Raw genomic sequence first — 22057 nt, forward strand, 5'->3', positions numbered from 1 at the left:
ATTTACTTGAGTGCCGCCAGCCGTGTTCACGGGGCGGTATTTCAGCAGCCTGTTAGGGGTCTAAGTCAGACTGGGTTCACAGCCGCGAAATCACAGCTTTCGCCCGTCTCAATGGGCATTGCTGTGATGCGTTAGGGCATGCCCCTAAGCCAACACTATGAGAAATCATGGGGTGCCAAGTGAGCTATACCTCTCTATTGCATCACTTCAAAACCCATACATTCAACTTCAATAAATAACTGAAATTTCTCAGCGAAAAAATGTTCCCTGTAACCTACGAATTTTCGGAGATTGCGCACCAATTAAACATTGTCATGGCAGAACCGGGCGTTAATCGAAACGCCGGGACCTGTTTAATTGACGCCATCACCGACCTAGATGCCACCAAGGAATACCTTGCTCGTTTCAGAAATAAAACAAAAACTTATAGGTCCTACGAAAAGGAAATATCGCGATTTCTGATTTGGTGTACATGTTGCCGACAAGTCGCTCTCTCGGGTGTTCTCAAGAACGACTGCGAAGCGTACAAAGACTTTCTTGCCTCGATACCGCCAAGCTGGATTGGCCATCCGGTAAAACGTGGTTCACCTAAATGGCGACCATTTGCTGGCCAACTATCACCAGACTCTCAAAAATATGCCGTCCAAACATTACGCCATTTTTTTCAATGGCTTGTTGACGCTCGCTATTTACACGGCAATCCGTGGAATATGGTGCTTGACCCGAATACTGAACAATCGGATGAGCCTCTAATGGTCGAAAAGGCTATTCCGTCTGAGCTCTGGGAAAAACTCGTCAAGCGCGATGGAATTCTTCACAAGATATGTCACTCAGACTTAAAGCTCGCTGCCGGCCAAATTGTCCGTCCACGAAGCACCTTAGCAAAACCAATACAGTATCGGATAGCGAGAGCAGCTATTTTGTTAATGGGCTTTGCTGGACTTAGGCGAGAAGAGGCATGCGGTGCGTCAAGAACACACCTGAAACCCGTGATTGAAACTCACGGGGAACTTTGGGAGCTTCGAGTTTTAGGGAAACGTAGCAAATGGCGTACCGTTTACCTACCGAGCATGGTGATTGAGGCCTTGAAATCACACTGGGAAGATAGAGGCTTGGATTTTTTTGACGTGCCAAATCACCCTCTACTCTCCCCCGTCGTTGTACCCAATACGCCGGCTGCAGTTGAAAAACATCTGATTGAAAACGGCTCGGCGCACAATCTAGCACAACGGCCATTTACCCCAGATGGACTATATCAGGTTGTCAAAGCGGCCCTTCACCGCATGGCATCCGACAAGAACCTTGACCTGAGCCAAGCGGAGAGAGAACTGCTGCGTTTGGCGGCACCGCATGCGCTCCGACACACTTTCGCTACTCAGGCGGCAGCACTCGGCATGCCAATCGACGTTTTGCAACGTCTCTTAGGACACGTTTCACAAGCGACCACATCCCTATACGTAAAGGCTGAACGCTCAAGAAGCATTCAGGAGGTTCAGAAAATATATGCCTGATAGCGATAAGTTTCCCAACCCGCGTTTATTCCAATTAAATTAACTCTGATAATAGCAGTTATTAGGTTAAACATGTATTTGTCATTTTCCGGAAAGTATGTGACGCAACAAGCTATTAACTGATTGAGGCAGCATTCCTAATAGAAAGCTTCAGCAACACTGAAAATAAACACCCCCGCATGGCGGGGGTGTTGAGAGACGCTAGTTAGACCTCGGTTGCGTTTTGAGTGAGCCAAGCAGCGATTCCGTCATCCAAGGCCAGCGCTTTTTTCCTGTGATGTAGTGGCGTCCTGAAACTTGGCCAAAAAGGACGGCTACAAGGTGCTGGACCGGCACAGGCATCGCCAGAAGGTCATTCCAGTCAACAGCCAATTCCAGCGCTTCTGGCGAATTTGCTAGGTCGCGCATCGCCACAGCGAGTTCATCCTGAAAGCTGACCGTAGGCTCGACAAAGTCTTCATGCCTGAGCTTTCCGGTCAGCAAAAAGCAAATGACCGCCGGCAACTCGAGAACTTTCGCAGCCGCCCGAACAACCTCGTCGCTTGCCACTGAAAAACGCTTGTCCCCAACAAGCAGTTGCGACATGTAGCTTGTGCTAATGCCTAGCATCCCTGCCAACGTCGAAACCGCCACGCCCTCTACATCTCTTCGCACCGCCAGCATAGTGGCGAGCGCATCCCTATTGCTCTTTTCACATTTCATCTTGACCTCTTGAGTGCGGGCACATGCCCACAGTCGTATAGCCAAGCTTCACAAACAGCTCGCACGCCCTATGCCACTGGCAGCGAAAGCCATTCACCACCGGCGAAAAAGTTTCCGCACTAATAGAGCGAATTTAAATTCCAGGAGTTATCAACTGCTTCTCGCAACGAGATTGCTCATATGAGACATCGAAACCTGTTTCGCGGCCTTGTCTACGATGGCGACTGGCATACCCGATTGTGTAGCGCCTTGGCGCTTGCCAGGAAAGGTGTCGAGTCGGCTGAAATAATGGAAGCAATTGTCCGACTTGAAGACCTCCTGGCCCAGCGAGATGAATGTGTTCATAAAGTTTCTGTTAGCCTGGATGTTCCCGACGAGCTCGACCCCGCACACACCCACCGACAGCTCTTCGAAGAGTTAGCTGCAGAACAAGGCGAACTAAAATTGCTTGTGCCAAGAACGCTGGAACTGACCATTACATTGCGAGGCAGTCGGTCTCGCGCAGAAGCGGAAGCCCGAGGCATGCTTAGGCGCGCCCTGACGCGGCATCTCGCCGGCATTGCCTTCAAACGGAAATTGGGCGACTAGGTCTTACGGAAGCAGTTTTCTCGATGCCACGCCAGATAGGGCAAATGGTTTTCAGCCAAACCCAAAACCTGCTCTGAGCCAGATATTCCAGCCATTGTGCGTTGATGTATGGTGAGCGCCGTCGAGACTTGGATTTTCCCCGAGTCGTAGAAAGTAACCCACCCGCCATCAAAGAGAGCATCTAAGTGAGGCGCCAACAATAAACCATTGAAGACATCCAGTCGTTCACTGTCGGTATCGCACTTCGCCCACGGCTTGATGTGCGAGGCACGTAGCAGTTCGACCACATCCAGACCTGTGATGGCGCATCGCCCTCCCCAATACCCTATGAGCTCTCGGCGGAAGATGTCCTGCCCCACTCGCTGAGTAACCAGGCGCTGAACCTCCGTTGAATCCGGAACTTGTTTAGCCCTACTCTGGAACTCCTTCAGAGGATTACCACTGACCGCTTGAGCAATTTCTGCTCCCCGCTGAAGCGCACGGTGCAATTCATGGTAGCCGGCAATACCATTCAATCGAACAGCCCACGGCAAAGGATTAGATACAATCGGAACCCCTAGGTCGCCAGAGAGCCGCCGGCCAACAGATTCGATTGACACGCCAATATCATAACCATCGGTACGCGACTGAACCCCAAGCTGAACTGGAGATGAAGTCGATTTGAATACCAGCCAGGCATCACGTAACTCAGGCGTCAGGTCGAAACCTGCGTCAATAGCCGCCTTCTCGATACGAGTGCGCTCAAGGGACGTCGAAGTGCTGGCCTTCGCGGTCAAGGGCGATGCGTACCAACGAAGAAGTGCCTGCAATGTTTCTCCGTCAGACACTACACACGAGGTCTGATTCGGGGCTGCAAGCCTTGAGTCTTGGTTACTTTTGATTCGAGAACCTTCGTACGGTGAGTCTGAAGGCTCAATGCCCGCGATTACCGGTAATTCACATTTTTCAAGAATGACCCGGGTTTGCTGGGCCGGATGGAATCCGGTAGTCACATCAGTGTTGCCCAGCACAATCGCAAACTGTCGCCCCAAGGTGCCGCCGACAGCAAAAAGCTGCGCCTTGGTACGAGAAACATCGTCGAACCGATGAATGCCCAGTTCCTTGGCCAACGGGCCATCAACTACCTGTAAAGCCTCTCTGGCTGGGTACTTTGATACGGTCATTCGTTACTTTCCATGGCTGCTAAAAACCCGGCAGGCGGTTGTCGAGGCGCTTCTTGAACAGGGAATCCTGCTCATCGCCGGGTTTCAGTTCCAGAACCAAGTAAGGGGCTTGGCACAGAGATGCGGGCGGCGGTGACGTTGTAGTTACGATGTATTGAAATGGAACTGAATTTCCCTGCTGCAGTTGGCCTTCAGCCTCGCGGACAAGGGACAAGTAATCTCGATAGAGTCGCTCGCTCATGTCGGCCTCTCGGGGACAATCGTGAACGATGAGTCCGGGGTGAAGGCTGAGCTCAGATACGGCTGAGTCCAGCAATGTCGTGATGTCGCCGAGTAGAACCTCCAGAACTTGGTAGGCCTCACCACCAACACCCAGTTCAAAAGGTCGAAGGTCGGACTCCGGATTGAATACCCCAAAGCCATCGGCGCCGAGCATCTTGTTTGCTACTTGCTTGGTCAATGCTTTAAGGGTTTCACTGCGGGATGAGGTTTCCCGCCAGGTACTGGGTCGCTTGAACTCCTTACCTAGCTTGGAGCGAGAACTGCCAGAGACCAGATATTCGACGTTGCGACGGTCCTCATCACGAGGTTTACCAGTCGTGATGAACCAGTTGGCCGCCACCGGGTTCTCATCTTCCGTCAGGCCCCAGGGCTCTCGCAGGTTGGCAAAGCTGGACGTCTTCAGCTTGTCGAGTTCTGTACGGTCGAGATACCGCGAAGCCAGGCAGAGACCTTGGCGCATGGCATCGAAGAGCTTTACCAGCAGGCGCTTGCGGACTACGGGGGATGCTGCTTGGAGTGCCAAGGGCGCATCGGACCATTCGGATGCATCCCCGACCAAGTCATCCAGGTCCTGGTACTCGATGTGCACCAGCCCCAACTGCTCAAGGTTCGGATTGTTGAAGCGCCAGCCACGCCTCAGGTCGAAGTACACGCGGTACCCAAGAATCGCCCGCATGATGTCCTGAACTTGCCGGCGAGCATTGCCCTTGATGTCAGGTTCTTGCATGTACTCTGCCCGAACCCCAGGGTCGTCACGGTCAAAGCCTAGGGACCTAAACACAGCGTCTGACACTTCGGACTCGGTTAGGCTTCCACCGGCCTTCTGAACGGCTGCCAACAGAGCGGCGCGCTGGAGCATGACCTGGAGAAAGTCGTTGAAGTGGCCAACCTGAAGCGCGGCATCCTGCCGGTTGTCAGTGAAACCCAAGACCTTCTTGGCCACCTCTTGCAGCTGGTCGTCTTCTTCGTAGAGGTAGCGCAGGGCCGACAGAGTCAGCATGGTGGTGGCAGAGCTTCGCCCTTCACCAGACAAGCCCGTCAGGCGGAGCGACTCCTTGCCAGCAAACGGATGAACAACGCCACAGCGGAGGCAGAATCCGAAACTCCCTGGAATGAACCATCCCGGCGTGCCATCGGCCGTATGGTACCCCTCAGTATTCACGCGTACATGAACCGGCTGACGTTTCTTGTAGGTGGACTTGAGTTTCAGGTCGCCATCGACCTTCTGCTCCAGCCAGGTTTCGGGGTAAGCGCGCATATATACGCATAAGAACACCGTGAAATAGAAGCTGTTTTCGTTATTACAAAACCAGTGCCCGATGTCGGCGTCAAGTAAAGGCGATGCAGGCGTCGAGCAAAAACGATGCGGGCGCCAAGTCAATGCGATGTGGACGTCAAGTTGTCAGAGTCGGCCATAAAAATTTAATGCCAACTATTCTCAGGTAGTTTTTCCGAAAAACTGCTTTCAGCGCTCCTGGCCCGGAAATCATGGTGGTTGATTGTGCGTATACACACTCACCCAGACCACCGTATATCCATCATGACCAAGAAAACAAGCTCGCGGCACTCACCTTCCACCCTTCAACTTTCTGTCCGAGTCCCTCGTACGCTTCATCAGCAGTTTTACGAAGAGTGTGCCCTTCGAGGGATAACTGGTTCCGACATGTTACGGAGCATGATGGCCCAGTTTGTCGAGCTAGCTGGGCAGAATGCCACCAAGGCGAAGGAGGAGCAGCATGGTTAAGCTTTGCCCAGATGCGGATGCGGTACAACCGATGGAACCTCGAAATACCGAAGCTTCTCTCCGTCAGCTTTGAAGATGGTGAGCCTTCAGGGGATTTCAAAGGGAGCGATATCCTACTGCTGAAGGTTTCCGTTTCACTAGCCGAGCTGTTTGGTCCTGGCGAATGGACCGCAATCGACAAAAGAGCCGTGGGCTATGATGGCCTGCAGGGCTGGCTTTCGAACTTCTACGCGGGACACGCACGAGGCAGGTGGGTAGATGTCGCTTGGCTACAGAAATTAAGCGGCTACAAATCCCACATTCGGAACTTCAGGGCGGGCCTAGTCACAGCGCTAGACAAGCTCAAGTCGGAGCAAGTACCGGAAGGATGCAGAGTAAAGGATTACCACTTCTCCAAAGACGGAGAAAAATTGCTAGTTCTTCGACCTGGCTGGACCAAGCCATCGGAAGCCTCAGTGTGACAACCTCTCATAAAGAAACTTTGGTATTTCAACCGATAGGCAAATAATAAATACCCATTTATTTTGAATTCTGACAGGTATTTATTCGCCGTTTTATATAAGAAAAACCGAATTATTGATTCAAGTAAAACATTTTCGATTTATATACCCAAGCACAAGAAAGCATATTTCGAACGTTTCACTATTGGCCCCCAGATTTTCTACCGTGAAGTTTTTGGGGGCCAATTGGAGTATCAAACCCGGGGAAAAGCACCTGACCATGTATTCCCGTTCCATCAAGGGTTCATCATCGCAATTTCAGGAAGCCCTCTACAGAGTAAAGCCTGATAGCGCCGCTGTCCCAGCACCAGCAACGAAAACAACCTTGTTTGGAGGTGGTTTTTGTTAGTCGATTTTCTGTGAATCGACGCGGGACAAGGACTTGGAAGTTGGGGCCAAGCAAATGCCTGCTGGCCCCCAAACTGGCCCCCAAAACGCGAAATAAAGAAACATAAAGCAAAAAGGCCAATCCGAAGATTGGCCTAACTGCTTGTTTTTACCGCTTTATTTCTGGTCGGGGCGGCGGGATTCGAACTCGCGACCCCTTGCACCCCATGCAAGTGCGCTACCAGGCTGCGCTACGCCCCGACACGAGCCCTGCATTATATCTGAACTGCGGCCATTTTCACAGCTGCAACATATCAATTATGGATTTCAATTCGCCGCGCAGGCCGCCCGGCATTTTGACGCCCTCCGGAACCTCGGCCGCAAGCACGTCGACGGCACCGCCCTCGTCCAGCCGGTTGCGGGCGCCACTTATCGTAAACCCCTGATTATAAAGAAGCTCACGAATGCGGCGTACCAGCAGGACTTCATGATGCTGGTAATAGCGACGGTTGCCCCGCCGCTTCACTGGCTTCAACTGATTGAATTCCTGCTCCCAGTAGCGCAGCACATGGGGTTTGACGCCGCACAGCTCGCTGACCTCACCGATGGTGAAGTAGCGCTTGGCGGGGATCGGCGGCAACTCATCGCCGCCTGCAGTCTTATGCCGTGGTTCCATCAAAGGCTAGTTCAACATCCGACTTGAGTTTCTGGCTGGCATGGAAGGTCACGACACGACGTGCCGTAATGGGGATTTCCTGGCCGGTCTTGGGGTTGCGCCCCGGGCGCTGCGGCTTGTCGCGCAACTGAAAATTGCCGAAACCGGACAGCTTGACGCCATCCCCGGTTTCGAGGGCATTACGGATTTCTTCGAAGAAGGCCTCGACCATGTCCTTGGCCTCACGCTTGTTGAGGCCTACTTTTTCAAACAACAGGTCGGCGAGTTCGGCTTTTGTCAGCGTCATCGTTATTGTTCCGTCAGGCACGCAGTTGAGCACCGAATGCCTGTTCGAAACAGGACACCAGTTGCTGCATTGCAGCATCAACTTCCGAATCTTGCAAAGTGCGTTGAGTATCTTGCATAACTATACGGAAAGCAAGACTTTTTTTGTTTTCCGGGACCCCCTTGCCGACGTACACATCGAACAATTGGATGTCCTGAACAAGGTCGGAAACCTGCCCTTTCAATCCGTCGATCAGGGTCTGCAAGGCGACATCTTGATCGACCACGATGGCGAGGTCGCGAACCACCGGCGGGAACTTCGAGACTTCGGCATAGGCCGGTACCCTGACCGCCTTGACTGCCGCGAAGTCGAGCTCGAAGAGCACCGGCGCCTGCGGCAGATCGTACTTCTGCGCCCATTCCGGATGCAGTTCGCCGATGCAGCCGATTTCCTGACCGTCGAGCAGGATGCGAGCCGCGCGGCCCGGATGCAGCGCCGGATGGGCCAGCTTTTCGAAACGCAGCGCGGCCGGCGCCAGAAGCGCTTCGATATCGCCCTTGACGTCGTAGAAATCCACCTTGCGCGATCCAGCCCCCCAGCCTTCCGGCAAGGCGCCGCCAAAAGCCAGACCGGCCAGCCTCCAGGGCTGGTGGAAACCGGCCACCGGCTGCGCCGACGCATCGCGATGGAAGGTGCGCCCGACTTCGAACAGGCGGACACGGCTTTGCTTGCGCTTCAGGTTGGTGACCAGGTTGGAAATCAGGCCGCCAAACAGGTTGGAACGCATGACGGCCATCTGGCTGGCAATCGGATTAGCCAAGCGAATCAGGTCGGCTTCGGCGGTTTTCGCCCCGAAATCGGCCTCCCAGGCCTCCTCGACGAAGGCGTAGTTCACCACTTCCTGATAGCCGCGATCGGCCAGCATCTGGCGGATGCGATAGGCCGGGCGCTGTGCCTCGGGCTGCAGCATCATTTCCATGCGACCACGCGGTGCCGGCGACGAAATATTGTCGTAACCGTACAGACGGGCGATTTCCTCGATCAGGTCTTCCTCGATTTCCATGTCGAAGCGCCAGGACGGCGGCGTCACCAGGAAATCGTCGCCCTGCTGCACGAAGGACAGGGCCAGGCCCTTGAACAGGCCGGCGATGCGCTCGGCACCCAGTGCCAGGCCAAGGACCTTCTCGGCACGGGCGGTGCGCAGGCGAACCGGCGTCCGGGCCGGCAGTTCGGCCTTGGCTTCGGTCACCGGACCGGCCTGGCCGCCGCAGATTTCCAGGATCAGCTGCGTCGCGCGCTCGATGGCGGCACGTGTGCCGCCGAAATCGACGCCCCGTTCGAAACGGTGCGAGGCATCCGACGCAAAACCGTAGCGACGGGCGCGGCCGGCAATCGCTTTCGGCGCAAAGAAGGCCGACTCCAGGAAAAGCTCGGTCGTCTCGAGAGTGATACCGCTCTCCTCGCCGCCCATGATGCCGGCCATGGCCAGGGGTTTTGCATCGTCGGCAATCATCAGCACGTCGCCATCGACGGCGATGATCTGCTCGTTGAGCAGCAACAGCTTTTCTTCCGGCTTGGCCATGCGGGCATGCACGGCGCCCTCCAGCCGGGTATTGTCGAAAGCGTGCAGCGGCTGGCCGAGTTCGAGCATGACGTAATTGGTGATGTCGACCAGCGCGGAAATGGCGCGAATGCCGCTGCGCTCGAGGCGGCGCTTCATCCACTCAGGCGTCGGCGCCTTGGCGTCCACATTCTTGACGATGCGTCCGTAGTACAGCGGGCAGGCGGCCGGCGCATCGAGCACGACGGCACGAGTATCGGCAATGCTGGCCGGCACCGCGGCGACTTGCGGCAGCGATGCGGCAGCGCCGGTAATGGCGCCGACTTCGCGGGCGATCCCTTGCAGCGACAGACAGTCGGCACGGTTCGGCGTCAGCTTGATTTCGAAAACGTTGTCGTCGAGTTCCAGGTACTGGCGGATCGACTGGCCGACCGGCGCATCGGCCGGCAGGATCAGCAGGCCGGACGCCTCTTCGGCAATACCCAGCTCCTTGGCCGAGCACAGCATGCCGGAGGATTCGATACCGCGCACCTTGGCGATCTTGATGGTGAAATCGCCGGGCAACTGGGCACCGGGGAGCGCGCACGGCACCTTGAGGCCGACAGCGACGTTCGGCGCACCGCAGACGATGGTCGTCGGACTGCCGCTGCCGGTATCGACCTGGCAGACATTCAGGCGGTCGGCGTCGGGATGCTTGACGACTTCCAGCACATGGGCGACGACGACGCTGTCGAAGGCGGGAGCAACCTGGTCGAGTTCCTCGACTTCGAGGCCGGCCATGGTCAGCAGATGGGAGAGTTCCTCGCTCGTCAGCTTCGGATCGACAAGGGTACGCAACCAGGATTCGGAGAATTTCATTGGCGTGTCTCGAAAATGGGATCAGGCGAACTGGCGCAGGAAGCGCAGGTCGCCTTCGAAGAACAGGCGCAGGTCATTGACGCCGTAACGCAGCATGGTCAGGCGGTCCGGCCCGAAGCCGAAAGCGAAGCCGGTGTATTTTTCCGGATCGATGCCGGCGATGCGCAGCACGTTCGGATGCACCATGCCGCAACCGGCGATCTCCAGCCAGCGCCCCTTCAGCGCGCCGCTCATGAAGGCGACGTCGATTTCGGCCGACGGCTCGGTGAACGGGAAGAAGGACGGGCGGAAGCGGACGGTCAGGTCGTCGGTTTCGAAGAAGCTCTTCAGGAAATCGGCGATCACGCCCTTCAGATCGGCGAAGGAAACGTTCTCGCCAACCCACAGGCCTTCGACCTGATGGAACATCGGCGAATGGGTGGCGTCAGAATCGACGCGGTAGACACGGCCCGGCGCGATGATGCGAATTTCCGGCATCGTCTCCAGCTGGCCGAATTTGGCGACATGGGCCTGCATGTAGCGCGCCTGGATCGGGCTGGTATGGGTACGCAGCAGCACCTTGTCGGCCAGCGTGCCGTCCGGGTTCTGCAGATAGAAGGTATCGTGCATCGAACGCGCCGGGTGATCCTCGGGCGTGTTCAAGGCGGTAAAGTTGTGGAAATCCTCTTCGATTTCCGGGCCGTCGGCGACTTCGAAGCCGATCGAGGCGAACAGGGATTCGATGCGCTCCAGCGTGCGCGTCACCGGATGCAGGCCGCCGCGCGCTTCGGCGCGTCCGGGCAGCGTGACATCCAGCGCCTCTTCGGCCAGGCGCGCTTCCAGCGCGGCCTTGCGGATGGCTTCGCGGCGCTCGTTGAGCGCGCTTTCGACGGCGGTCTTGGCGACGTTGATCGCCGCGCCGGCGGTTTTCTTCTCCTCGGGCGGCAGCTTGCCGAGGCCCTTCAGGAGTTCGGTAATCTGGCCGCTCTTGCCAAGGAAACGGGCTTTCACCTGCTCCAGCGCGTCCGGGTCGGAAATGGCAGCGAAAGCCGACCTGGCTTCGCTAACGATCTGATCGAGATTGTCCATGGACTTGTTCCAGCAAAACTACCGACAGCAAAACGGATAAACAAAAAAGGAGGCTTGCGCCTCCTTTTTTTTCAAGAGCTTAAGCTCAGGCGCCGAGCTTGGCCTTGGCCTGTGCGGCCAGTGCGGCAAATGCCGGCTGATCGAAGACGGCCAGGTCGGCCAGGACCTTGCGGTCGACTTCGATGTTGGCCTTCTTCAGGCCGTTCATGAAGGTGCTGTACTTCATGCCCAGCTCGCGAGCGGCGGCATTGATACGGGCGATCCACAGCGAACGGAACTGGCGCTTGCGCTGACGACGGTCACGGTACTGGTACTGACCGGCCTTCATCACCGCCTGCTTGGCGATGCGGTATACATTCTTGCGACGACCGCGGTAACCCTTGGCCTGAACGAGAACCTTCTTGTGACGGGCGCGAGCCGTTACACCACGTTTAACTCGGGACATGTTCTATCTCCTTACGCGTAGGGCATCATGGCGCGGACGGATGCTGCGTCGCGCTCGTGAACAGCAGTAGCACCGCGCAGGTGACGCTTCACTTTGGTGGTCTTCTTGGTCAGGATGTGACGCTTGAAGGCTTGGCCACGCTTGATGGAACCACCAGCGCGGACCGAAAAGCGCTTCTTGGCGCTGCTCTTGGTCTTCATCTTGGGCATTTGGATGCTCCTTAATGTCATGCCGTCAGGTGGTTCCCGGCGGGAACGCTTCGAAACCCGAAAGCACTTGTTTTACCGCGGCGAACCGCGGGTACTGCTTGTTACTTCTTCTTTGCCGGCCCGATGATCATGATCATCTGACGGCCTTCCATCTTCGGCATCTGCTCGACGGCGCCAACGGCCTCGAGGTCTGCCTTGATACGTTCCAGCTGGCGCATGCCGAATTCCTGGTGCGCCATTTCGCGGCCCCGGAAGCGCAGGGTCACCTTGACCTTGTCGCCTTCTTCCAGGAAGCGCGTCATGTTCCGAAGCTTGATCTGATAGTCGTTCTCGTCGGTACCCGGGCGCAGCTTGACTTCCTTGACCTGCACCTGCTTCTGCTTCAGCTTCGCTTCGTGAGCGCGCTTCTGCTCCTGGTACTTGAACTTGCCGTAATCCATGATGCGGCAGACAGGCGGCTTTGCCGTCGGCGCGATCTCGACCAGGTCAACCCCGGCTTCCTCGGCCATCTGCAACGCAGCGCGGATATTCACAATCCCCAGCTGCTCACCTTCAACACCCTGGAGACGAATCTCCGGCACCGTGATCTCATCGTTTAAACGATGGGCCTTGTTCTGAGCGATGGTAAAACCCCCGAAATATCAAATAATTAAGCCGTGCCACTACGCGCGGCGACTTCCCCTTGGAGTCGCCCGATCAGCGCCTCGACAGTCATCTGCCCGAGGTCCTGACCACCGCGTGTACGCACGGCCACTAGTCCGTCCGCCTTTTCCTTGTCGCCCACAACGAGCTGGTAAGGCAGCCGGTTCAAGCTATGTTCGCGAATTTTATAGGTAATTTTCTCGTTACGCAAATCCGCCTCGGCCCTGAAGCCTGCCTGATGCAGCTTTTGCGCAACATCGGCCGCGTAATCGGCCTGTTTTTCGGAAATATTCAGCACCACCGCCTGCACCGGCGCCAGCCACAAGGGCAGCGCCCCGGCGAAGTTTTCGATCAGGATGCCGATGAAGCGTTCCAGCGAGCCGAGGATGGCGCGGTGCAGCATGACCGGCACCTTGCGCTCGTCGTTGCCGGCCACATACTCGGCGCCGAGGCGGCCCGGCATCGAGAAGTCGACCTGGATCGTGCCGCATTGCCAGGTACGGCCGATGGCGTCCTTGATGTGGAATTCGATCTTCGGGCCGTAGAAAGCACCCTCGCCCGGTAGTTCCGTCCACTCCAGGCCGGAAGCGCGCAGACCGGAGCGCAAGGCATCCTCGGCCTTGTCCCAGACCTCGTCGGAACCGACGCGGCTGTCCGGACGCAGCGCCAGCTTGACGGCGACGTCGTTGAAGCCGAAATCGGCATAGACCTTCTTGACCAGCGCATTGAAGGCGGTCACTTCGGATTCGATCTGGTCTTCGGTACAGAAGATGTGGCCGTCGTCCTGGACGAAGCCGCGCACACGCATCAGGCCGTGCAGCGCGCCGGTCGGCTCGTTGCGGTGGCAGGAGCCGAACTCGCCGTAGCGCAGCGGCAGTTCGCGGTAGGAGCGCAGATCGGAATTGAAGACCTGGACATGGCCCGGGCAGTTCATCGGCTTGACCGCGTAGTCGCGGTTTTCCGACGAGGTCGTGAACATGTTGTCCTTGTAGTGCTCCCAGTGGCCGGACTTTTCCCACAGCGACTTGTCGAGGATCTGCGGGCAGCGCACTTCCTGGTAGCCGTTGTTGCGATAGACGGCGCGCATGTATTGCTCGATTTCCTGCCACACCGCCCAGCCCTTGGGGTGCCAGAAAACCAGCCCCGGCGCCTCTTCCTGCATGTGGAACAGGTCGTATTGCTTGCCCAGGCGGCGGTGATCGCGCTTCTCGGCCTCTTCCAGCATGTGCAGGTAGGCGTCGAGATCCTCCTTCTTGGCCCAGGCCGTGCCATAGATGCGCTGCAACTGCTCGTTGCGATGGTCGCCGCGCCAGTAGGCGCCGGCCACCTTCATCAGCTTGAAGACCTTGAGCTTGGCCGTGGTCGGCACGTGCGGACCGCGGCAGAGGTCGATGAAGTCGCCTTCGCGGTACAGCGAGACCTGCTCGCCAGCCGGAATGGCGCCGATCAGTTCAGCCTTGTATTTCTCGCCCTGATCGAGAAAGAACTTGACCGCGTCGTCGCGCGCCCAGACTTCGCGGCTGACCGGAATATCCTTCTTGGCCAGTTCGGCCATGCGCTTTTCGATGGCGACCAGGTCTTCCGGGGTGAACGGGCGCTTGTAGGCGAAGTCGTAATAGAAGCCGTTTTCGATGACCGGACCGATGGTGACCTGGGCTTCCGGGAACAGCTCCTTGACGGCATAGGCCAGCAGGTGGGCGGTCGAGTGGCGGATCACCTCGACACCCTCGGCATCGCGCTCGGTGATAATGGCCAGATCGACATTCTTGTCGATCAGATAGGAGGTATCGACCAGAACGCCATCGACCTTGCCGGCCAGCGCGGCGCGGGCCAGGCCGGCGCCGATGCTGGCGGCGACCTCGGCAACGGTGACGGCTTGCTCGTAGGAGCGGACGGAACCATCAGGCAGTTTGATATCAGGCATGGCGGATTCTCTGGAAAAATCTGGACGAAAAAAAAGTGCGGGGCGAGCCGCACTTTTTTGTTAACGAAGCTGACTCGATTACGGTTTCTGAACTTCGGTGCGAGTTCGGAACAGCATTATCAGCCTCATCAGGTATTTGGTAGGCGGTATTGGAATCGAACCAACGACCTCCACGATGTCAACGTGGCGCTCTAACCAACTGAGCTAACCGCCTGAAGAAGGCCGCATTATAGACCGTTCTTCGCCCTTGTCAACAGCCTTTCGCGATTTTTTTGAAGCGCAGTACACTTCGCCTCGATCACACCGGAGAGAAATGATGAGCAACGCCTGGATTGTCCTCGGCATTTGCGTCGTTGTCGTACTGGGCGCCGCCCTGCCCCTGGTTCGACAACGCGACCAAACGCCCCCGCCGCCCCCCAAGGAAACCCTGCGCGACTGGCGCAACGACAAATAAGGAAGAGATGTGGAATCACGCATCACCGAACTGGAAATCAAGATCAGCTATACCGAGGATCTGGTCGAGGAACTGAACCGCACGGTTTTTCGCCAACAACAGCAGATCGACCTGCTGGCCAAGGAGTTGCGCGGCCTGCGCGACCAGGTCCAGAGCAGCCAGCCCCAGGAGTTCCGCAGCCTGCGGGACGACATCCCGCCGCACTATTGAGCATGGGACACCCCGTCGCCGTTCTTTACCACGCCGACTGCCTGGATGGCTTCGGCGCGGCCTACGCCGCCTGGCGGCGCCATGGGAATGCCGCCACCTATCGTCCGATGCACCATGGCGAGCCCTGGAACATGAACGAGGTGGCCGGGCACGACGTGTTCATTCTCGACTTTTCGTTTCCGCCAGCATTGCTGGAAAGCATGGCCGGAATCGCCCGCTCGGTGACCCAGATCGACCACCACGCATCGGCGCTGAAGGAATGGGCCGGCCTCGCCCGGCAGGATGGCGAGGCATTTCGCTACCGCCACCCGACGCTGCCACTCAACATCCACTTCAACCTGGACAAGTCGGGCGCCCGCCTGGCATGGGAGCACTTTCACCCCGACGCTCCGCCGCCGCTGGCGATTCGCCACATCGAAGACCAGGACATGTGGCGCTTTGCACTGCCCGACACGCGCCCGTTCTGCCGGGCGCTGCGATTGATGCCGTTCGACCTGGAGACCTGGCACGCCCTGATTATCGCGACCGGCGACGAATCGACAGCGCGCTACGTGGAGACGGTGAAATCGGGAACGGCCATCGAGACCTTTTTCCAGCGCGAAGTCGACAGACTGGGCCAAGGCAGCCTGTGCCGGCCGGCGCGCCTGCGCGGCGAACCGGTCGATGCCCTGCAGGCTGTCCGCCACGGGCAGGCCATCGTCACCTCGGGCGGGCAGAGCTGGCTGGCCGTCAACGGCCTGGCAGTGAATGCCAATGCACTGTTTGCGTCGGAGCTGGGCAACCTGCTGGCCGAAAGAGGAGCGAGTTTCGGCCTCGTCTGGCAGCTGTCCGGCGACGGCGAGATCAAGGCATCGCTGCGCGCGAAGGGAAGCGCGCCGGACGTATCGGTGATCGCGGCGCGTTACGGCGGCGGCGGACACCCCAATGCGGCCGGCTTCCGCTTGCCGGCCGGCCAGTTTTTCAGCGAAGTCCTGAACATCGAAAGTTAGACCATGTAATTAATGGACGCTTTTAAATCCATAGTGTATAAATCAGTAATCATTGGATTTTTAAGCATCCATTAAATGGACACACTGAAGCAAACAGAAGACTGGGAAGCCGACCTGGGAGAGCAGGTCCGCCAGCTTCGTCTGCGCGCCAATCTCGACCAGCAGTCGCTGGCCAGCCGAGCCGGGATTGGCCTGAGCGCCCTGAAGAATCTCGAATCCGGCAAGGGAACGACGCTAAAGACCCTGATCAAGGCCCTGCGTGCGCTTGACCGCACCGCCTGGCTGGAGACCCTGGCCCCCAGCGTCTCGATCAGCCCCTTGCAGATGCTCAGGACGCAGCCGGTACGCCAGCGCGCTTCGCGTCCGCGCAAGCCGAGGAGCGAGTAAGCATGCACCGGCCGGTTCACGCCATCGAGGTGCGCATCTGGGGGCAGACCGTCGGCGCGGTCGCGCTGGACCCCAGGCTGGGCTACTACGCCTTCGAATTCGATCCGCGCTTCGTCGCCTCGGGCATCGATCTCGCACCGCTCGCCATGCCGCTGGCGAAGTCCCGCGAGCCCTTCGTCTTCACCGACCTGCCGGAAGCCAGTTTCAAGCGCCTGCCGGCCTTGCTGGCGGATGCGCTGCCCGACGATTTCGGCAACAGCCTGATCGACGCCTGGATGGCCGGCAAGGGTGTGGCGAAGTCGGCGATTACGCCGCTGGATCGTCTGGCCTACATGGGCAAGCGCGGCATGGGCGCCCTCGAATTCCGTCCGACGCGCGGCCCGAACGTGGCCAGCCAGACCGCGATCAAGCTCTCGAGGCTGGTCGACAGCGCCCGCCAGGCGGTACACGGCGAAATCGACACCGACACGCACGCCAAGGCGGCCCTTGCCCAGATCATCCAGGTCGGCACCTCGGCCGGCGGCGCACGGGCCAAGGCGGCGATTGCGTGGAATCCGGCCACCGACGAAATCCGTGCCGGCCAGTTCGACGTCGAGGACGGCTTCGAACACTGGCTGCTCAAGTTCGACGGCATGGGCAAGGACAACGAACTGGGGGCCTCGCAGGACTACGGGCGGATCGAATACGCCTACTCCCTGATGGCCGGTGCGGCCGGCATGACCATGATGCCCTGCCGCCTGCTCGAGGAGAACGGCCGTGCCCATTTCATGACGCGCCGCTTCGACCGCGACGGCAATCGCAAGCATCACATGCAGACGCTGTGCGCCATGGCTCATCTCGACTACAAGCAGAAGGCGACGCACGACTACAGCCAGCTGTTCCTGACCATCGCGCAACTGGGCATCGGCCACGACGCGCTCAGCGACGCCTTTCGCCGAATGGTCTTCAACATCGTCGCCGCCAACTGCGACGACCACAGCAAGAATTTTTCCTTCCTGCTCCGCCAGGGCAGCCGCTGGGAACTGGCGCCGGCCTACGACGTGACCCATGCCTACAACCCGCAAGGAGAATGGACCTTCCAGCACCTGACGGGGGTCGGCGGTCGTTTTTCCGGGATTACGCAAGCCGACTGCCTGGCGCTGGCCGACCGCTTCGGCATCGGCCCGGCCAGGCAGGTCATCCGTGAAGTCAATGTCGCCATTGCGCGCTGGCCGGAATTTGCCGCGCAGGCTGGCGTCAATGGCGACGAAATCGAGCGAATCGGGCGACAATTCAGCCCGCTTTGATACCGGCAACAAAAAACCCGCACGTAGCGGGTTCCATGGACAACGAACGATGAACAACAGCTTGATGGTGCCCAGGAAGGGACTCGAACCCCCACACCTTGCGGCGCCAGAACCTAAATCTGGTGCGTCTACCAATTTCGCCACCTGGGCAAGCGGCCCGCATTTTAGCACCGACTGAGGTCGAAACCCATGCCAGTCGATCACTACGAGAATTTCCCCGTCGCCTCCCTGCTCGTGCCGCCCCGCCTGCGCAAGCCGATCGAGGCGATCTACCGCTTCGCCCGCAGCGCCGACGACATCGCCGATGAAGGCGACGCCACGCCGGAAGAGCGACTCGCCGGGCTGGCCGCCTATCGTGCCGAGCTGGACCGCATCGCGGCCGGCGCCGAGCCTCAGACGCCCCTGTTTGCGGCGCTCGCCGAGGTCATTACCGCCCACGCGCTGCCCATCCAGCTTTTCCGCGACCTGCTCGACGCTTTCGCCCAGGACGTGGTCAAGAAGCGCTACGCCGACTACCCGGAGCTCCTCGACTACTGCCGGCGCTCGGCCAACCCGGTCGGCCGGCTGGTGCTGCACCTGTTCGGACGTACCGAGGATATCCACCTGATGCAGTCCGACTGCATCTGCACCGCCTTGCAACTGATCAATTTCTGGCAGGATGTGGCGATCGACTGGCAAAAGGATCGCGTCTACATCCCGCAGACCGATTTCCCGCACTTCCACGTCAGCGAGGCCGACATCGCCGCCAGCCGCTGGTCGCCCAACTGGGCGGCCCTGATGGATTTCGAGATCGACCGCGCGACGACGCTGATGCAGCGCGGCGCCCCGCTCGTCCATGCCCTGCCCGGCCGCCTCGGCTGGGAAATCCGCCTGACCGTCCAGGGCGGCCTGCGCATTCTTGAACGCCTGCGCCGGGTGCGCGGCGACATGTTCACCCGCCGCCCGACGCTCGGCAAACGGGATTGGCTGGTTCTGGCCGGTCGTTCCCTTACAATGTAGCCCCATGAATCCCGACCAATACTGCCAGGAGAAGTGCGCCGCCAGCGGCTCCTCCTTCTATTACAGCTTCCTGTTCCTGCCCCCGGAGCGCCGCCAGGCCATCATGGCGCTCTATGCCTTCTGCCGCGAAGTCGATGACGTGGTCGACGAATGCAACGACGTGTCGATCGCGTCGACCAAGCTCACCTGGTGGCGCCAGGAGGTGCAGCGCATTGCCGAGGGCAACCCGCAGCACCCGGTCGGCCTGGCCCTGAAGAAAGTCGCCCCCGGCATCAGCCTGCCCACCGAGCAGCTGCTGGAAATCATCGACGGCATGGAGATGGACCTCCAGCAGTCGCGCTACCTCGACTTCAAGGGCCTGTCGCTGTATTGCTACCGCGTCGCCAGCGTGGTCGGCCTGCTCGCCGCCGAGATCTTCGGCTACCGGGACCGCCAGACGCAAAAGTACGCCCACGACCTGGGCATGGCTTTCCAGCTCACCAACATCATCCGCGACATCGGCGAAGACGCCCGGCGCGGCCGCATCTACATCCCGATGGACGAGCTCAGGCAGTTCAACGTGCCGGCCGCCGACATCCTGAACGGCAAGTATTCGGACAACTTCACCGCCCTGATGCAGTTCCAGTACGAGCGCGCCGAGAAGTACTACGAGCAGGCCTTCGCCCAGTTGCCGGCCGTCGACCGCAAGAGCCAGCGCCCCGGCCTGATCATGGCGGCGATCTACCGCACCGTGCTCGACGAGATCAAGCGCGAGAATTTCCAGGTGCTGCACCAGCGCATTTCGCTGCCGCCGACGCGCAAGCTGTGGCTGGCCGCCAAGACCTGGATCAAGGGCTGAGCCGTTGAAAATCGCCGTCATCGGCGGCGGCTGGGCGGGCATCGCGGCCGCCGTCGAACTGACCGCCGCCGGCGTCGACACCACCCTGTTCGAAGCCGGCCGCGTCCTCGGTGGCCGGGCGCGCAGCATCAAGCTCGACGGCCGCGAGCTCGACAACGGCCAGCACATCCTGCTCGGCGCCTATCGCGACACGCTGGACCTGATGCGCCAGGTCGGCGCCGACCCGGATGCCCTGTTTGACAGACGCCCCCTGCGGGTCGTCGACAACGCCGGCTTCCGCCTGAGCCTGCCCCGGCTGCGGGCACCACTCAACGTCGCCTGGGGCCTGCTCGCCGCCCGCGGGGTCGGGATTGGCGAAAAGCTGACTACCGCCGTGTGGATGGATGGCATCAAGCGCCGGGGTTTCCGTCTCGGCACCGACACGACGGTTGCCCAATGGCTGGACAGCGCCGGACAGACCGGCACGCTGCGCCGCCACCTGTGGGAACCGCTCTGCCTCGCCGCGCTGAACACGCCGGTCGAATATGCTTCGGCGCAGTTGTTCGCCAACGTGTTGCGCGACAGCCTGGGCAGTCCGCGCCGCGAGGATACCGACCTGCTGCTGCCGCGCGTCCCCCTCGGCCAACTCCTGCCCGAACCGGCCGCCGACTGGCTGCAGGCGCACGGCGCAGCACTGCGGCTGGGCCAGCGGGTACGCAGCCTGACGGTCGACGACGCGCAAACGCTTGTCGATGGCGAAGCGTTTACGGCCGCCATTCTCGCCACCGCGCCGCAACACCGGGCCGCCCTGTGGCCGGAAGACGCCGCCCCCGTCGATGTCGAGCCCATCGCCACGGTTTACCTGCAATTCCCGGCCGGCTTCGCGCTGCCTTTTCCGCTGCTCAACTTGCCCGATGGCCGCGGGCAATGGGTTGTCGATCGCGGCCGGGGCCTGCTCGGCTGCGTGCTGAGCGGCCACGGCGCCTGGGAAACGCTGAGCGACGACGCGCTGGCCGAAGCGCTGCAAGCCGAACTCGGGCAGCCGGCCGGCGCCGTCTGGCACAAGGTAGTCCGCGAAAAACGCGCCACCTTCGCCGCCCGCCCCGGGCTGCTCCGCCCGGCTTGGCGTACCCCTCATCCCCGCCTGCTGCTGGCCGGCGATCACACCTGGGCCGACTATCCGGCCACCTTGGAAGGTGCCGTCCGCAGCGGTCGGCGCGCGGCCCGCAGCCTGCTCGCCGGCTAGCCTCTCCGCCTCATGAAATTCATGAGGCTCGATTCATGGATTTCCCGCTGCGCCGAAAACACGACGGCGCGATAGTGCTCCCCAGTCCGACATTTTCGATGTAGGACAAAACCGGTGGCAGATGCCCCGGCACATCAACCGACAAAGGAGACTTTCGATGAAATGGGAAACCCCGACCGCCTGTGACTTCCGCTTCGGCTTCGAAATCACGATGTACATCGCCGCCCGCTAAGCGGCTTGCCGCCAGCCCTCGGGATGGCGGCTCTTGAGCAACCTCCATGAAACTGATCATTCTCGGCGCCGCGGCCGGCGGCGGCTTCCCGCAGTGGAACTGCAACTGCCGCAACTGCGCCGGCGTCCGTGACGGCAGCGTCCCGGCCAGGCCGCGCACCCAGTCGTCGATCTGCGTCGCCGCCGACGACAACGCCGACTGGGCGCTGCTCAACGCCTCGCCCGACATCCTGCAGCAGATCAAGGCCACGCCCGAACTGACGCCCAACCGCGCCCTGCGCGATACCGGCATCGGCGGCATCCTCCTTGTCGACGGTCAGATCGACCACGCCACCGGCCTCTTCATGCTGCGCGAGCAGAAGTCGCGCATGCCGCTGTGGTGCGCCGACCCGGTTTACGAAGACCTGACCACCGGCAACCCGGTGCTCAAGGTCCTCGCCCACTACTGCGGCGTCGACCGCCAGGCCGTGCCGCTCGACGGCACGCCCTTCGCCATGCCCAAGGTGCCGGGTATCGAATTCTCCGTACTGCCGCTGGCCAGCAAGGCGGCGCCCTATTCGCCGCACCGCGAGGCCTCGGTCGACGGCGACAACATCGGCGTCACCATCACCGACCAAGCGAGTGGCCGCAAACTATTCTACGCCCCGGGCCTCGGCGCCCGCACGCCGGAAGTCTTTGCCCGCATGGCCGAAGCCGATTGCGTGATGGTCGACGGCACCTTCTGGACCGACGACGAGATGATCGCCGCCGGCCTGTCCACCAAGACCGCCCGCGACATCGGCCACCTGCCGCAATCCGGCGCCGGCGGCATGATGGACTGGCTGGACGAACTGCCCCGCCACGTGCGCAAGATCCTCATCCACATCAACAACACCAATCCCATCCTCGACGAAGCCTCGCCGCAGCGCGCCGAACTGACCCGGCGCGGCATCGAGGTCGCCGAGGACGGCGCCCGCATCACCATCTGAGCCAC

At 59.8% G+C, this 22057-nt stretch carries 23 protein-coding genes and 3 tRNA genes; 12 read left to right on the forward strand and 14 right to left on the reverse strand.

Going from position 1 to position 22057, the window contains the following annotated elements:
* The first annotated feature begins 260 nt into the window (after window positions 1-260).
* Window positions 261-1511 (forward strand): site-specific integrase, encoded by a 1251-nt coding sequence (locus Q0P59_RS00005; RefSeq protein WP_295002174.1) that lies wholly within the window; start codon window positions 261-263, stop codon window positions 1509-1511.
* A gap of 201 nt (window positions 1512-1712) precedes the next feature.
* Here the strand turns inward: Q0P59_RS00005 and Q0P59_RS00010 are convergent, their stop codons facing one another.
* Window positions 1713-2213 carry a hypothetical protein gene (locus Q0P59_RS00010; RefSeq protein ID WP_295002176.1) on the reverse strand — a complete coding sequence of 167 codons (501 nt, stop codon included), beginning with the start codon at window positions 2211-2213 and terminating at the stop codon, window positions 1713-1715.
* Between the two features lie 180 nt (window positions 2214-2393).
* On the opposite strand from Q0P59_RS00010, the gene Q0P59_RS00015 reads away from it, so the two are divergent.
* Window positions 2394-2801, forward strand: a complete 408-nt coding sequence (locus tag Q0P59_RS00015) for a hypothetical protein (RefSeq protein WP_295002178.1) — start codon at window positions 2394-2396, stop codon at window positions 2799-2801.
* Here Q0P59_RS00015 and Q0P59_RS00020 read toward each other — a convergent pair.
* The 12 genes from Q0P59_RS00020 to Q0P59_RS00075 form a co-directional block, all read right to left on the reverse strand.
* Window positions 2798-3964 (reverse strand): HNH endonuclease, encoded by a 1167-nt coding sequence (locus Q0P59_RS00020; RefSeq protein WP_295002180.1) that lies wholly within the window; start codon window positions 3962-3964, stop codon window positions 2798-2800. The two genes, Q0P59_RS00015 and Q0P59_RS00020, sit on opposite strands and share 4 nt — an antisense overlap.
* A 19-nt stretch (window positions 3965-3983) precedes the next feature.
* Window positions 3984-5504 (reverse strand): hypothetical protein, encoded by a 1521-nt coding sequence (locus Q0P59_RS00025; RefSeq protein ID WP_295002182.1) that lies wholly within the window; start codon window positions 5502-5504, stop codon window positions 3984-3986.
* Between the two features lie 1497 nt (window positions 5505-7001).
* Window positions 7002-7078: transfer RNA gene (locus Q0P59_RS00030), tRNA-Pro, on the reverse strand.
* Between the two features lie 37 nt (window positions 7079-7115).
* Window positions 7116-7493, reverse strand: coding sequence for a MerR family transcriptional regulator (locus Q0P59_RS00035; protein WP_295002184.1), 378 nt, complete (start codon window positions 7491-7493; stop codon window positions 7116-7118).
* Window positions 7477-7785 (reverse strand): integration host factor subunit alpha, encoded by a 309-nt coding sequence (locus Q0P59_RS00040; RefSeq protein ID WP_198293901.1) that lies wholly within the window; start codon window positions 7783-7785, stop codon window positions 7477-7479. The genes Q0P59_RS00035 and Q0P59_RS00040 overlap by 17 nt, the downstream gene beginning before the upstream one ends.
* Window positions 7786-7792: 7 nt before the next feature.
* Window positions 7793-10177: a phenylalanine--tRNA ligase subunit beta gene (pheT, locus tag Q0P59_RS00045; protein ID WP_295002186.1), complete on the reverse strand. Its 2385-nt coding sequence runs from the start codon at window positions 10175-10177 to the stop codon at window positions 7793-7795.
* A 21-nt stretch (window positions 10178-10198) separates the two neighbouring features.
* On the reverse strand, window positions 10199-11245 hold the full coding sequence (gene pheS, locus Q0P59_RS00050) for a phenylalanine--tRNA ligase subunit alpha (protein WP_295002188.1): 1047 nt from the start codon (window positions 11243-11245) through the stop codon (window positions 10199-10201).
* 85 nt (window positions 11246-11330) lie between these two features.
* Window positions 11331-11690, reverse strand: a complete 360-nt coding sequence (gene rplT, locus Q0P59_RS00055) for a 50S ribosomal protein L20 (RefSeq protein ID WP_295002190.1) — start codon at window positions 11688-11690, stop codon at window positions 11331-11333.
* Between the two features lie 11 nt (window positions 11691-11701).
* Complete coding sequence (gene rpmI, locus Q0P59_RS00060) at window positions 11702-11899, reverse strand: 50S ribosomal protein L35 (RefSeq protein ID WP_150429995.1); 198 nt, start codon at window positions 11897-11899, stop codon at window positions 11702-11704.
* A gap of 101 nt (window positions 11900-12000) precedes the next feature.
* Window positions 12001-12522: a translation initiation factor IF-3 gene (infC, locus tag Q0P59_RS00065; protein WP_275711768.1), complete on the reverse strand. Its 522-nt coding sequence runs from the start codon at window positions 12520-12522 to the stop codon at window positions 12001-12003.
* A 26-nt stretch (window positions 12523-12548) separates the two neighbouring features.
* On the reverse strand, window positions 12549-14465 hold the full coding sequence (thrS, locus tag Q0P59_RS00070; protein ID WP_295002194.1) for a threonine--tRNA ligase: 1917 nt from the start codon (window positions 14463-14465) through the stop codon (window positions 12549-12551).
* Between the two features lie 137 nt (window positions 14466-14602).
* A tRNA-Val gene (locus tag Q0P59_RS00075) sits at window positions 14603-14679 on the reverse strand.
* 102 nt (window positions 14680-14781) lie between these two features.
* On the opposite strand from Q0P59_RS00075, the gene Q0P59_RS00080 reads away from it, so the two are divergent.
* The 5 genes from Q0P59_RS00080 to Q0P59_RS00100 all read left to right on the forward strand — a co-directional run bounded on the left by Q0P59_RS00080 (window position 14782) and on the right by Q0P59_RS00100 (window position 17791).
* Window positions 14782-14919 (forward strand): hypothetical protein, encoded by a 138-nt coding sequence (locus Q0P59_RS00080; RefSeq protein WP_295002196.1) that lies wholly within the window; start codon window positions 14782-14784, stop codon window positions 14917-14919.
* 9 nt (window positions 14920-14928) lie between these two features.
* Window positions 14929-15129: a SlyX family protein gene (locus Q0P59_RS00085; RefSeq protein WP_295002198.1), complete on the forward strand. Its 201-nt coding sequence runs from the start codon at window positions 14929-14931 to the stop codon at window positions 15127-15129.
* Window positions 15130-15131: 2 nt separating this feature from the next.
* Window positions 15132-16118 (forward strand): DHHA1 domain-containing protein, encoded by a 987-nt coding sequence (locus tag Q0P59_RS00090; protein ID WP_295002200.1) that lies wholly within the window; start codon window positions 15132-15134, stop codon window positions 16116-16118.
* Between the two features lie 75 nt (window positions 16119-16193).
* Window positions 16194-16505 (forward strand): helix-turn-helix transcriptional regulator, encoded by a 312-nt coding sequence (locus Q0P59_RS00095; RefSeq protein WP_295002202.1) that lies wholly within the window; start codon window positions 16194-16196, stop codon window positions 16503-16505.
* Window positions 16506-16507: 2 nt separating this feature from the next.
* Entirely contained in the window at window positions 16508-17791 is a 1284-nt protein-coding gene (locus Q0P59_RS00100; RefSeq protein WP_295002204.1) for a type II toxin-antitoxin system HipA family toxin, read from the forward strand.
* Window positions 17792-17856: 65 nt separating this feature from the next.
* Here Q0P59_RS00100 and Q0P59_RS00105 read toward each other — a convergent pair.
* Window positions 17857-17941 (reverse strand) — tRNA-Leu (locus Q0P59_RS00105).
* A 39-nt stretch (window positions 17942-17980) separates the two neighbouring features.
* Here Q0P59_RS00105 and hpnC point away from each other — a divergent pair.
* From hpnC to pqqB, 5 genes are all read left to right on the forward strand, one after another.
* A complete protein-coding gene (gene hpnC, locus Q0P59_RS00110; protein ID WP_295002206.1) occupies window positions 17981-18790 on the forward strand; it encodes a squalene synthase HpnC in 810 nt (269 codons plus the stop codon).
* A gap of 4 nt (window positions 18791-18794) precedes the next feature.
* On the forward strand, window positions 18795-19628 hold the full coding sequence (gene hpnD, locus Q0P59_RS00115; RefSeq protein WP_295002208.1) for a presqualene diphosphate synthase HpnD: 834 nt from the start codon (window positions 18795-18797) through the stop codon (window positions 19626-19628).
* A gap of 4 nt (window positions 19629-19632) precedes the next feature.
* Window positions 19633-20853: a hydroxysqualene dehydroxylase HpnE gene (hpnE, locus tag Q0P59_RS00120; RefSeq protein WP_295002210.1), complete on the forward strand. Its 1221-nt coding sequence runs from the start codon at window positions 19633-19635 to the stop codon at window positions 20851-20853.
* 157 nt (window positions 20854-21010) lie between these two features.
* Window positions 21011-21085, forward strand: coding sequence for a pyrroloquinoline quinone precursor peptide PqqA (gene pqqA, locus Q0P59_RS00125; RefSeq protein ID WP_141353941.1), 75 nt, complete (start codon window positions 21011-21013; stop codon window positions 21083-21085).
* Between the two features lie 46 nt (window positions 21086-21131).
* On the forward strand, window positions 21132-22052 hold the full coding sequence (pqqB, locus tag Q0P59_RS00130; RefSeq protein WP_295002212.1) for a pyrroloquinoline quinone biosynthesis protein PqqB: 921 nt from the start codon (window positions 21132-21134) through the stop codon (window positions 22050-22052).
* The last annotated feature ends 5 nt before the right edge of the window (window positions 22053-22057 follow it).

The sequence above is a fragment of the uncultured Dechloromonas sp. genome (assembly GCF_945957265.1).
Classification (GTDB): Bacteria; Pseudomonadota; Gammaproteobacteria; order Burkholderiales; family Rhodocyclaceae; genus Azonexus.